Here is a 13,702-nt window from a genome sequence, read left to right as displayed (position 1 = left end):
TTTTAAAAATATAATTAATCATTTTTCTTTATAATATCACCAGCTAAAAACTTATACTCTCCATCTGCAAGTTCTATTATAAAAGTGCCATCATAAAAGGTAGGGAATTCTTCGTCGGGTTCTTCAATTAATGTAAATGTAATGTGTGCTATTTCATCCTGAAAGACCACCTCATCGATTTCTTGGGATACATAAAGCCCCCCAACGAATGGAGTATAGGTATAGGTGTCGCTGTTTGCATCATATTCTTCTATTATTGAGTGATCTATTATGGTATTAAATGTACTTAATAGATAGTCATCAATAATTTTTACTGGAACTGTAATACTAAATGTCTCTTCATTGAAGTAGGGATAAAGCTCTGGTCTTATAGAAGTAAAAGAGTAGCCAGCTATATAGGTATCATTAACAATAGGAAGTTCAGTAAAGTAGGATGCATCTACTTTTTTCTCTAAAATCAGCTTATTCACTTGTTCTATAGGAAGAATGTATTTATTTGATTCTCTATCATAATACGGCTCTATAAGTTCTTTTCCTCTAAAGGGTTGTAGAGGGTATGTACCTCCAGTTACAATGTAATTAAATGCTTTATTAAAATTAATATAATCATCTTGTGTAAAAGAAAAATCATTATTGAAAGTTAGTAGATAATTAGAGATTATCATATTTAAAATAGCATCATTTAGCTCAGGTATATTGTCTTTTATTATAGGATATGTTGAATCTGATTTTTGTTCTATACTTGGGTTATTTAAATTGTCTGATGTTTTTTCTGTACTTGTATTAATTGAATCGTCTAATAGTTCATCTTCGTTATATTCATCTTGTTTTTGAGTATTTTTCATACAACCCGAAAAGCATAATATAATTAATAATGGTAAAAGTAATTTTTTCATAAATTAGTCCCTCCAAATAATTTTTTATATTTTCATTTTAGAAAATACATTCATAATAGTAACACATTTTTTCAAATAAATATATTAGATAATAGAAAAGGTATCACCAGCATTTTAACAAAAACTTACTCTAAGACAATATAAGATAGCATCACAAAATTGCTTAACGTTGAAAATTAGCACTTTGCTGACGCTAACCTATTTTCATCTTTATGTGAATGTGATATAAATATATCCCTAATGCTAAATTGTATCCTACAAACATGATATACTTTCCTTTTAGATGTTGGATGACGACGATTTTTTACTTACTTTGTTTGCATGAATTTAAAAAACTTATGTACGTACGATAGCTAATAATTGCCAAGATGCTGTCAGAAATTTATTTATTTTCTGGCAGTATCTTGGCAATTGTTTTATGTATTTTCAATTTTACCCAAGTTAAAACACAAATAACTTTTTAAAACAATGTTTTTTCAAACTCTGACCAATGACAAGCAATTATACTATAATTCCTGTAAAATTTATTTTCTTAGTTGGAATTACTCCTATTTATGATGAAATTCACTAATATTAATGCCTTATAAACTGTATATCATTGCTCATATAGATTACGTAACCTATAATCTATATAGCCTCAATAATTTTAATTATCAAATCCGATAATCCCACATTATAACCACTAAATGCATATACTACGTTCAGCCCTTTATTAGTTATTAAGATCAATGGTAATTTATCAGGATCAACATATACCCTTCTAGCTATAGGAGAAGCATTACTTGCTGACTCATCATAATATACTTCTAATTTAGGATAAGCTTCTAATGTTTTATTCAATGTAGTATTCGTTAAAGCCTCCTTATTTCTAAGTATAAAAATGATTTTGCAATTAAGTTTATTCAATACACCTTTATTCTCTAACATCTCATTAAGTACATGCTCTGTAGGCTCTTTACCTTCTTCAATCCAGATGACAATATTTTTACTATCATCTATTATGTTTCCTGCCTTTACTACCTTATCATCTTGGTCCCTCAACTTGAAATCATTGATTTCTATATTCTTGAACATATCCTCTAATTTGCCTTGACGTAAAGAAATTCCTAATTCTTTTTCTACAAATAATATAAAGCAATATTTCTTAGAAAAAATACTTCCATTTGGCATTCTATTGGAGGTGATAATTCTATAATTACCAGGTTCCAAGTCTAATATAAGTCTGTTATTGACCCACTTCCTATCAACGAAATCCAGTGTTTCATAAACCCCATCAGTTAATTTAGCAATAGTCCAGTTCAACCAATAAGTCCAGTTGGTTCTATCTTCATTAACTAGAGTTAGTCTGGTAAGATTTTTTTGTAATATATGATTAACGTTAATGAATTTCTCATCATTATAATATTGTATCTCAAGATTCTCTTTGTCTATTCTTGCTGGAATGCCTAATGTACGGCAAATGGCAACAAAAAGAATTTTCTTGGACATTGTATTTCCCTTTTTCATCCTAATCAAATCCACTGGATTAGTGGATAACGGACTATACTCTAACCTTGGAAGGTCATTAATATATGTATCAATATAATTCCATATACTAATTGGTTGACGGATAAAGCTATTTTTCCTATCCTCATCAAAATAATCTAATATGAACTTCTTATAATTAGTAATCATCTCAAAATGTATTCTAGGATTCAATATATAATTGACAAATATATCGTCAGAATACTTGTTCTTGTACTGACTTGAATAGATTAAATGTTCTTGTAGAACATCTTTAGTTATATCAGTAAAATCCTTATCAGCAAGACTATTCAACAATTTTATTTTATCTTCTAATTCACAATTGGCTATATCACTATCTATGAATGCTTTAATTTCTTCATGATTTCCTTTTGATTTAATGAAAATATCTCTTAATGATTCATCATTATGATTATTGCCATTCATTAATTCTAATTCTGATATATTATCATAATCATAGAAATTACTTTCTTTCTGTTTCCTTTTATTATTAGATTGTGAGAATCGTTCTTTACCCTGTTCTTTTTCCTTATCTGTCAATTTAATAGCATATTTCATATTATCTCTTGGTGGAATAATATCAATATCTTCATTCCCTATTTCTTCAATTATAAATTCGTTCCAAGAGAGCACTATTATATCTTCTTCTCTAGTATCTATAAGCTTATTAAGAAATCTATTATCCTTAACAGCATGAATATAAATATCTCCTAATCCCAGTGTTATCTCAGCTATTCCATCTTCATTGGTAACAACTGTAGCAACTGGGAAAAACTCTGAATAATTAAGCACTTCAAAACGGACATTTACCTTATCTATAGGTTCATTATTAGAATCTACTACTCTAACCTCTATTTTTCTCGTATCGGCGTAATTATTCACGCTATTGATAAGTGTTGCTTTATCATTTTTTGATATTATTTCTTCATCTATTATATGTTCCATATTGTTCATTGAAGTGAATATTCTACTATTAATCAGCATAGCCCTAGATGCAGCCGCTGTGAACCATCCAATATTAAGTGAAGGTTCTGGTTCACAAGCGCCAAGATAATTCCACTTACCATTACACCATACCTCTACCCAAGCATGATTATCGTCACAGTGTGACCATCTAGGTACGTATACTTGTCTTGCTGGAATTCCTACACTTCTCATTGCTGTAACTGTAAAAGTAGACTCCTCACCACATCTGCCGTAAGCCGATCTTAAAACGGTAAGAGGCGAAGCTGTTCGTTCATCAGTAGTTTGATACGTAACTTGTTCTAAGCACCAGTAATTAACTTCAATCACAGCTTCTATCATACTTTTATCTTCTATTGTATCCATGAGATTATTATAAAAAACCGCTCTACAATCTTCTATATTTTCATTATTCACACGATAGAACATCACATATTTCAGGAATATATTTACTGGTATATCCTTTCCCCATGGCATATTTTCTCTTATAAACAATCCATGTTTCACATATTTCAAGTAAATATCAAAACTATAATTTGCTATATCACTAAGAGGCATGCATGTATATAAGAACTTAATACAATATTGTTCCATTTCATTACAATCATCTAATCCTCTTAGTATTTCATTTTCTTTATATCCTATCAATTGCAGAACTTCTTCAAAATCTGAATCAATAGTTTTTTTAAGTTCTTTAGAAAACAACATATATAACACCTTCTTCTTTTATTATTATATATATTGAACTTAAATATCTATACACCCATTGAAATAAGTTCAATATATTTTCCAATTATTATCTTATTAATTTTTCTAGAATATCTTTTACCTGTGATATTTTTTTGGAACTTGTCTGCCAAATAGTATATTCACTCAATGAAGCTAGACCCATATTGACTTCTTCTTTTCTGTATTTCATAGAACTATTAATAATCTCTTTCCCTGACATATGATAAGAAGTTGCCCCAGTCACTTGAAACAATTCTTCAATTATTTCAAATTTGACACCGCCACCTATTAGAATATCAACACTGCCTTTTGCAGACTTAACAAGTTTTCTAATAAGCTCTTTTCCTTGGTAACATGTATTCTTTTGTCCTGATGTCAAGATTGTATTAATCCCTAACTCTTTTGCTTGTTCCAATGCTTCTAATGGGTTCTTGCACATATCAAAGGCACGGTGTAATGTTACATGCATTCCTTTTACAATATCCATTATTACCTTGATTCTATCTATATCCAAAGTACCATCTGGTTTCAGTATACCTATTACTATTCCATCAGCACCTGCTTCCTTAAACATCTTAACTTCTCTCTTAATTACTTCAAATTCATCATCAGTATAACAAAAATCCCCGAACCGTGGACGAATCAACACATTGATCTTAATATCAACATGTTCTTTTACCATATGAAAAAGATTGATACTAGGGGTTGTACCACCTATAATCAGATTACTGCATAATTCAATACGGTTAGCGCCACCTTTTTCTGCTTGTATAGCTGATTCTAATGAATCTACACAACCTTCAAGAATGTACATCTTATTCGTCTCCCATTCCAAATAAAAAATAAAGTGTTGTAACAACTGCGCCTGTAGCACCTTCAGATTGATATTCGAATATAGGCGGAGTCACCCATGCAGTACCAGCTATATCCATATGAATCCATGGCAGTTTATCTGCAAAACTTCCAATAAATAATCCTGCTGTTACTGTACCTAGATAATCCTTGCCCATATTTTTAATATCTGCTATATCGCTTTTTAACATATCCCTATACTCATCATATATAGGAAATCTCCAATATTGTTCTCCTGATTTTTCAGAGGCTTCTATTAATTTATCATAGAACTCTGTATTATTAGTTAATACCCCTGTTGTTGTAAAACCTAATGCTGCGACAACAGCACTTGTAAGTGTTGCAATATCTATTACTTTATCTATACCTTCTACTTTTATACCATATGTAATTGCATCTGCAAGAATCAATCTGCCTTCTGCATCTGTATTGATAATCTCTATTGTCTTACCTGACATAGAATCAATTACATCCCCAGGGATATAACTTTCCCTTGAAATACGATTTTCGCAGGCTGGGATAATTCCCACAACATTGGTCTTGATTTTGTTCATTGCCAATCCATATATAGCTCCAATAACCGCTGCTCCACCAGCCATATCACCTTTTATACCCGCCATGGTATTACTGGCTTTCAAACAATATCCGCCTGTATCGCAGGTAACACCTTTTCCAACTAATCCAGCAACCTTATCACTTGTAGAATCGCCATTATAACGCATTATAATTAATTTTGGTGAATTACCGCTACTACTACCTACCGTCAGAAAAGCCTTCATATTTAACTCTTCCAATTGATCTTCTTCAAGAATCTCCACTTCAAAACTAGCTTTATCACCCAATGATATAACTTCCTGTGACAACAATTCAGGTGTTAATCTATTAGCTGGTGCATTAACCAAATCTCTAGCTATAATTATGCCATCTATTACATTCTCTGCTTTATGTATTATTTCTTTTACCTGATTAGTATCTTTATGGATTCCTTGAAGAAAAACATTGTACTCATATTCTTTTTTATTAGTCTTATATCCGTAGAACTCATAATTACCTAATTTGATACCTTCTACTAAGTGAAATAAACATTGACTATCAAACCTTTGTATAAAAGGAGTGATGTCCATACCATATTCCTCTATACCTGTTTTCTTCATCTGTTTTACACTTTTGGCTACAACTGATTTTAATTTCTTCATATTAAAATCATGGTAACCACCTAAGCCAACAATAACATAGAATTTATTGGATACATATACATTTGTTACCGAATACAACTTACCTTCTAAAGTACTAGATAGATTTCTAGCTTTTAACACTTCATTTGGTATATAACTTGAATCATCTTCATATAAAAAAATAACCTGCCCTTTGTAATCTTTTTTTCCACTAACACTTATCATATGGCTTCACCGGTTTTTTTATTTATATTCTATACAGAAAACCTCATGCCCTTCAATCCTATCTGCTGTAAATAGAATATATTTACCTTTCCTTTTGTATTCAATAGCTTGCTTATTAGAAATATTAAAGAGATGAGCAACTTCTTTATCTCCTACAAGTACTTGGAATGATATGTTATTTAGAGGAATGATATCTTCAATAGTATATAGATTCTCTGCCCTTTTTTCTGCTATATAATGTAATACATGAAGAATATCTCTATTTTCTTCACACTGGGTATTCATTGTAGTTACTATTGTAGAAGGTCCATCATGCTCAACATACTTTTCATCTAACAACAATCCTATTGCATCTTTAATTATCATTTTACACCATATAGGACTATATTGTCGATATGTTTTAAATATAGGATGTGAAAAATATATTACATTATCCTTTCTTGTAACCGCTGGATATCCTTTTTCTCCTGAAGATGGTGTATGCTGATGTGAACAGAATTTCTTTCCTTCCCTATTGAAATAAGGTTTTATCGTATCCATAAGTATAACACTATCTCTAGCTTCAATCTCTGCTCCTCTTAGATACATGACATACTCTTCTTCAAACAGCTCCTTACCAATAATGCCATTAGGATAAATAAAATCTCTATAATATGGCGATTCCTGTTTATAAGATACACCGTATAGACTACCACTACCATTCTCTGTATCTATACATGAATGATAACTTCCTATAACTTTTCCACCCTTATCTATATATTCTTTTAGGATGTTTTCTAATCTAGATGAATACTCTATATCGTCAGGTAATATCACAATTTTATACTTTGATAAATCAGTGGTACTATCTATTATATCAAACTGATAGGATAACTCTTGTAACATTCTTACAGCTCCTACTAATGCAGGCGGTAAACCTAAATCGTGGTCTTTAGGAGTATAATATTCCTCTGGTGTCATAACCCCTATTTCTGTTAAAGCTTTTGCACCTATACAATAGGGTTCTTTCTCTTCCACTTGTTCATATACATGTCCTATCAAATCATAAGCTCCACCAGATAATTTTCCTCTTGGATCAAGTTGATCTCCTATTGAACATCCTGCATTCATTGCAAGCATTTGAAAACATTCAAATTCAAGGGCAGCTTTATTTTTCAAGGAATGGAAATCTCCCCAATAAGTATGAAACTTTCCTGTCATTCCAAGAATTTCCTTCCCAAGATTTCTTGCATATCTTACAGTCGTAGGAAAATGCATATATCCCCATCCACCACTTGGTAAAGATTCTAATTCAAGATGAGTATACTCATTCAAACTATCTTTTAATGCGGGTCCAACATGAGAACTATTATAGAAGATACTAGTACCCGGTACTCTTTCATTAATAAAATTAGTTATCTCAGTCTTGAATTCATGTAGCATTTCTAACGAGTATGCAATTCTATCAGTTTTTTCTTTTGAATCAAATCCTAACTTGGACATTTTCTCAACACATTTTGGACAGTTACAATCAACTTTAAATAAAATATCCATAAAAAATCCATCTATATTAGAGACTCCCACTACATCAATAATATCTTGTATATGATTTTTAAAATATTCTCTGTAACCACTGTTAAGACAAATTGTATTATAGAAATGTGGTTCAGGGACATTTTGACTATTAATGTACTTACCTTCTTCATCGACTGCCAACCATTCCGGATGTTTTCTTGCTACATATCCATCCCATTGTACAGTTGTATAGATAGGTACTTTTATATCATACTTATGACAAGCTTCTATCTGCTGTAATAACAAATCTTTTTTAGCTAGACTTGGATGTATCATTTCTGGTTGTGCCTTGGACGGATAGTATAGATATCCATGATGACATCTAGCAAAACATGTTATAGAATCAATATGTGAATCTTTCAATGTCTTTGCGAAATCATCTCCATTAAAATTCTCAGCTACACTTGGTATATATTCACTTGTATGAAAATCCAAATGAATTTGTCTATATCTTAAATCACTCATAATTGCCCTCCATTTAATTCTATGTCTATGATAATTTATTATATATCATTTAACCTTTTATAGCACCTGCAGCTAATCCGCTTTCTACTTTTTCTTGGAATAGTAGATATATGATAAAAGGCACAAAAACAGTAATGATAATTGCTGCCATCAACGGTCCATATTCCGACCCTCTTTCACCATTAAAATTAAGTAATCCTAGTGAAATTGGTTTCAACTTATTATTGTTAATGAATAATAATGGGAAAAGAACATTATTCCATGCACCTAAAAAGTTGAAAATTGAAACTGTAGAGATAGCTGGAACTGTCAGTGGTAACATTACTCTTGAATATATTTGAAAATATCCTGCTCCATCAATAATTGCCGCTTCTTCTAGAGATGCATTAATACCTTTCATAAAAGATGTTAAGACAAATATACTGAATGGTAATGAAAATGCAACATATAACAGAATGAGAGCAAAAATATTATTTTTCAAGCTGAATGAACCTATTATATATGCAACAGGAACAAGAATTGTATGCATAGGAATCATCATACCCAATAAGAAAAATATCCCTAGAAACTTATTCAATCTAAAATCAAATCTTGCCAATACATAAGCAACCATTGACGATACAACAACTAAAATAAGTACCGTTGAAACCGATATAAGAATACTATTAATAAAATAAGTACCCATATTCGCTTCTTTCCATGCTGTAATATAATTACCTATTAAAAATTTCTGAGGTAATCCAAAAGGATTATCAAATATTTCTACATTTCCTTTAAGTGATGATAATAATGTAAAGACCATAGGTCCAACAAAAACTAAAGCCATCATTATTAAGAAAAAGTATACTCCTATTTTTTTCAATGTTCTATTTGATTTCTTTTTAGTCTTTCTCATCTCTTCACCTCCATCACGCTTCTCTTTTTCTCATGATCCATTTACTTCCTAACGTAAGAACTAGAGCAATAAATAATATAATAACTCCTATAGCACTACCTACACCATAATTATCATATCGAAATGCCTCATAATACATTAATGTCGTTGGCAGATTGGTAAGTCCATTAGGACCTCCTTCTGTCATAACAAAAATCAGGTCAAATACTTTGATTGTTCCGATTATATCCATCAAAATACACATACTGATAATAGGTTTCAACATAGGAATTGTTACATGAAAGAATTTTTTGAAGCTTGTTGCCCCATCAATAGAAGCCGCTTCATATACTTCATTAGGTATAGTAGTAAGACCCGCCAAAAGAATAACCATATAATACCCTATTCCTGCCCAAATATTAACAAATATTATTGTATTTATTGCTGTACCTGGGTTAATCAACCAACTTGTCACTAAACTTTCAAGTCCCATATTAGATAATAAGTGGTTGAGAGAACCATTAGGCATGAATATGAAATACCATAGTAATCCAACAGCTGTCAAAGGAAATATAGTCGGTACAAAAAATACAGCTTTGAAAAATCTATATCCTCTGAATTTAGCATTTATCGCTACAGCCAATAACAAGGCTATAGGTGTATGGAATAACACACTGAAGAAAACCATTCTCCCCATATTCTTCAATGACAATATAAAAGCTGAACTTTGAAAAACAGATATGTAATTCTTAAAACCTACAAAATCAATAGGCGCACCTTTTATTCCATTCCATTCAGATGCTGAAAAGAAAACTGCACCGATCATAGGTATGACCATAAATAATATATATATCACTAGCGCTGGAATCAAAAACAATAGAATTTTTGTTCCGTCCTTTTTGCTTTTTATTTTTCTCAATGTTTTCTCCCTCCCATATATACAAAGAGAATTCTAAGTTGAATAACAGCTCCAGAATTCTCTTTTGTATTATTAATTCAACTTTCTCACTTCAATATTCTATGCAGGTAAGCTAATTAAAAGGCTTTGCAGAGTAAAAATATAGGTGTTTCTTCTATCTTTTTATTCTGCTAACCAAACCTGCATCCCTTAATTTACCTGCATTAAATTAAAGGTGGGAAAGTTGAGTTATTAACTTTTATTTATTTTGATTTATCAATTTCTGCTTGAATCTCTTGCGCTGCTTCATCAGGTGTATTACCAACGAACATACCAACGATTGAGTTTCTAGTTCTATCCTGCATAGATGCTAACGGATCAAAATCAAATACATCAACTGCAATACCTGTAGATGTTCCACTCAACTCTACAACATCTTGGAACAACTTGCTTAGAGAACCTTCATCTAGTACCATATCATTTCTAGGCATAATACTCTGAGCTTCTTCTGCATATCTTTTTGCTGTATTAGCGGATGTAAGCATTTTCATTAATTCTATGGTATATTCTTTCTCTTTACCTTCTAATTTTCCATTAATCATCAAAGGATTGATTGATTGCATATCATGATCTTTATACTCTGCTTTTTCTTCGAAATATGGGAACTTAGCAATCTTGATATCCTTGTAATACTCTGTCTCTTCTTCACTTGTGAATTTTCCAATATTCCATGGACCAGTGATAATCATAGCTGCATCACCTTTTAAGAATTGAGTTATGACGATATCATCACTTAGACCAGCAACACCTTCTGGAAAAGCACCCATATCATATAATTCTTTTACATAACTAAGTGTTTCTACAACTTCTTTATCTGTCCATTTCATAGATCTATCACCAAGAGCCTTTGGTGCATCTGCTCCTAACCATTTGTAGAGAATGTTATTATGTAGATGCCCTGCCATATAAGTTGATTTTGCTCCAAGTGCGATTGGAGTTTTATTGATTGCTTTTATTTTTTCAATTGCAGCTTTTAACTCATTCCATGTTTCAGGGAATTTATCGATTCCTGCTTCTTTTAGAACTACTTCGTTATAAAATACTCCTATTAACCCTGATTCAGCTGGTACACCATAAGAACCATCAAAGCCAGGGACCTTGTAATAATTAACAGCACCTTCTGTTAATCCTTCACTCCATTCCTTATCCGCTTCATATATTGGATCCATGTCCATTATCATACCATTCTTGATATATTCACCAAGATTAGATACTCCTTGAATCCTAAATATGTTAGGCAATGTTCCTGAAGCGATATCTGTTTTTAATTTGTTATTAAAAGATGATTCATCTCCTTGTGATTCATCAATTATCACTACATCTGGATGTTTATCCTCAAATTCTTTTAGAACATCTCGAAATATCTGTGCTGACATACTTGGACCTGCTGATCTTGTCAAGAGTCTAATCTCAATCTTTTCATCTTTTGAATCCTTAGATGTATCTTTTGAAGTATCTTTTCCACCACAAGCTGTTAATCCAATACCCATTGTCAATACTAAAAGTAACGCAATAATTTTTTTCATTGTTGTACCCCCTTGTTTTTATATTATGATTCATTATCGCAACTGTATAATATCAAAAAATACACAAACTAACCATAGACATTTTTCATATCTTTTGTACTTTTTCTATATATTTTTTACATATAAAAAATTTTCATGTATACTTATAGTACATTTACATAATTTATATTTATAATCAACTATCATACTATAAACATTGACAAATTTATCAATAGCTCATAATTAAGGTGGTAATATTCATGACTATAATTTCTACAAAAGTACATACTCTATCAATTAACACAAAGATTTTTTTAAGTATCATAATGACCTCTGCAATTATTATCTCACTAATTTTTATAATTACTTCAACAATTATTGTTTCTCGTCAATTTGACCTTACTACAACTTCATCATTAAATGAATTGAACTATATATCCAAGCAACTTGAATTCTCTCTCACTACAGTTGAGAACTTTGGTAAAACTATAGCTGTAGATCCCATAGTGCAAGAATTGGCAAGTAAATATAATAATAAAAATCAATCATTTACGTATTTGGATTCTATAGCTCTGAAAAATAGAATAGATACAATAATCCAATCAACGAAATTCATTCATTCTGTATCGATTTACAGCTATGACAGAAATCTGTTAGCTACAACAGATACATCTGCTACTTCACCGGATATTCTAGGCATTGATATATCTAGAAACATCTGGATCTCCAGAGAAAAAATGCTACCCTATATGGTTAAAGATACAATAAATGTTGTCTCCTACTTGCAAGATTTTTATAGCTACGATCTTGGACAATTATTAGGATATATTGAAATATCTATTCCTGAAACTGCTATATCAGATATATACAGCTATAATTCCAAACATGGTTATGGTAATCAATTCATTCTTGATAAGTATGGCTTAATTAAAAGTACAGATGGTTTTTATAAACTTTATCAATATTATGTAAATTTTTTGGATGTTGTTGATAATAAAACCTCAGGATATACCTTTATTGATGGTAATATTGTTTTCTACAAATATTTCCCCAAATTAGATTGGTATATAATGCATGAAATAAATAGAACTTTCTTTTTAAAACCCTTTTATACTATTATACTGATCTCTGCACTTATTGCATTATGTGGTATAATCTTAGCCACTATATTCTCTCATAAAATATCAAAAACCATTACTTCACCAATTCGCAAGTTGATTGGTCATATACAACACGTAATTGAAGGTAATTGGGAACCAATGGAAGAATTACAGGTAGATGAAGAAATAGGATTCCTTTATGGTGAATTCAACAAAATGCTTACAGCTCAATCAAAATTGACTAACGATCTTATCAAGGAACAAAAAATGAAACAGAAATTATCTCTAGACTTACTACAACAGCAGATAAATCCTCATTTCTTATACAATGCTCTTGATAATGTCTGTTCTCTTGCAGAAATTGATGAAAAAGAAAAACTTACAGATATAGTAATGAATCTTTCTCAGTTCTATAGAGAAATCTTGAATAAAGGAAGTTCTTTCATTAGTATAGAAAACGAATTATCCATAATAGAATCTTATTTGCATATTATGCTAATTAGGTATTATAATAAATTTGAATATACTATTGATTGTTCAGAATCATTAAAAAACGAAATCTGCCTCAAACTATTATTGCAACCCATTGTTGAAAATAGTATCTATCATGGAATTAAGGAAATTGAAGGAAAAGGGATTATAAGAATCAGTGTTGAGGAATCAGATAATAATATAGTATTTACTGTAACCGACAATGGTATAGGAATTACAAAAGAACGATTAGCAACTATATGGAGCGAAAATGGAAGCGGTTTTGGAATTAAAAACATAGATAAACGAGTAAAATTATACTATGGTAATAATTATGGACTTAATATTATCAGTGAATCCTGTAAAGGCTGCATAGTTACTGTTACCATTCCTAAAAGAGACTAAGATAAT

At 30.9% G+C, this 13,702-nt stretch carries 9 protein-coding genes; 1 reads left to right on the top strand and 8 read right to left on the bottom strand.

From position 1 onward, the window contains the following. Window positions 1-14 precede the first annotated feature (14 nt). From ACX6CF_RS17545 to ACX6CF_RS17510, 8 genes are all read right to left on the bottom strand, one after another. Window positions 15-896 (bottom strand): hypothetical protein, encoded by an 882-nt coding sequence (locus ACX6CF_RS17545; RefSeq protein ID WP_458786660.1) that lies wholly within the window; start codon window positions 894-896, stop codon window positions 15-17. A gap of 627 nt (window positions 897-1,523) precedes the next feature. Continuing rightward, window positions 1,524-4,091: a transglutaminase domain-containing protein gene (locus ACX6CF_RS17540; protein WP_458786659.1), complete on the bottom strand. Its 2,568-nt coding sequence runs from the start codon at window positions 4,089-4,091 to the stop codon at window positions 1,524-1,526. Between the two features lie 88 nt (window positions 4,092-4,179). Then, complete coding sequence (locus tag ACX6CF_RS17535) at window positions 4,180-4,926, bottom strand: copper homeostasis protein CutC (RefSeq protein WP_458786658.1); 747 nt, start codon at window positions 4,924-4,926, stop codon at window positions 4,180-4,182. Between the two features lies 1 nt (window position 4,927). Next, window positions 4,928-6,364, bottom strand: coding sequence for a leucyl aminopeptidase (locus tag ACX6CF_RS17530; protein WP_458786657.1), 1,437 nt, complete (start codon window positions 6,362-6,364; stop codon window positions 4,928-4,930). 18 nt (window positions 6,365-6,382) lie between these two features. Beyond that, window positions 6,383-8,383, bottom strand: coding sequence for an alpha-amylase family protein (locus ACX6CF_RS17525; RefSeq protein WP_458786656.1), 2,001 nt, complete (start codon window positions 8,381-8,383; stop codon window positions 6,383-6,385). 49 nt (window positions 8,384-8,432) lie between these two features. Next, a complete protein-coding gene (locus ACX6CF_RS17520) occupies window positions 8,433-9,278 on the bottom strand; it encodes a carbohydrate ABC transporter permease (protein ID WP_458786655.1) in 846 nt (281 codons plus the stop codon). 13 nt (window positions 9,279-9,291) lie between these two features. Further along, a complete protein-coding gene (locus ACX6CF_RS17515) occupies window positions 9,292-10,176 on the bottom strand; it encodes a carbohydrate ABC transporter permease (RefSeq protein ID WP_458786654.1) in 885 nt (294 codons plus the stop codon). A gap of 242 nt (window positions 10,177-10,418) precedes the next feature. After that, window positions 10,419-11,741, bottom strand: coding sequence for an ABC transporter substrate-binding protein (locus tag ACX6CF_RS17510; RefSeq protein WP_458786653.1), 1,323 nt, complete (start codon window positions 11,739-11,741; stop codon window positions 10,419-10,421). 239 nt (window positions 11,742-11,980) lie between these two features. Between ACX6CF_RS17510 and ACX6CF_RS17505 the strand changes: the two genes are divergently transcribed. Then, window positions 11,981-13,696 (top strand): sensor histidine kinase, encoded by a 1,716-nt coding sequence (locus ACX6CF_RS17505; RefSeq protein ID WP_458786652.1) that lies wholly within the window; start codon window positions 11,981-11,983, stop codon window positions 13,694-13,696. Window positions 13,697-13,702: the final 6 nt, after the last annotated feature.

Source organism: Vallitalea sediminicola, assembly GCF_054408565.1.
The sequence above is the reverse complement of the archived record's forward strand: the minus strand, read 5'-3'. Positions and strand labels throughout refer to the sequence as shown.

Bases quoted from the DNA above. Each gene is read 5' to 3' on its own strand.
- ACX6CF_RS17545 (WP_458786660.1), bottom strand. From the start codon at position 896: ATGAAAAAATTACTTTTACCATTATTAATTATATTATGCTTTTCGGGT.
- ACX6CF_RS17540 (WP_458786659.1), bottom strand. From the start codon at position 4,091: ATGTTGTTTTCTAAAGAACTTAAAAAAACTATTGATTCAGATTTTGAA.
- ACX6CF_RS17535 (WP_458786658.1), bottom strand. From the start codon at position 4,926: ATGTACATTCTTGAAGGTTGTGTAGATTCATTAGAATCAGCTATACAA.
- ACX6CF_RS17530 (WP_458786657.1), bottom strand. From the start codon at position 6,364: ATGATAAGTGTTAGTGGAAAAAAAGATTACAAAGGGCAGGTTATTTTT.
- ACX6CF_RS17525 (WP_458786656.1), bottom strand. From the start codon at position 8,383: ATGAGTGATTTAAGATATAGACAAATTCATTTGGATTTTCATACAAGT.
- ACX6CF_RS17520 (WP_458786655.1), bottom strand. From the start codon at position 9,278: ATGAGAAAGACTAAAAAGAAATCAAATAGAACATTGAAAAAAATAGGA.
- ACX6CF_RS17510 (WP_458786653.1), bottom strand. From the start codon at position 11,741: ATGAAAAAAATTATTGCGTTACTTTTAGTATTGACAATGGGTATTGGA.
- ACX6CF_RS17505 (WP_458786652.1), top strand. From the start codon at position 11,981: ATGACTATAATTTCTACAAAAGTACATACTCTATCAATTAACACAAAG.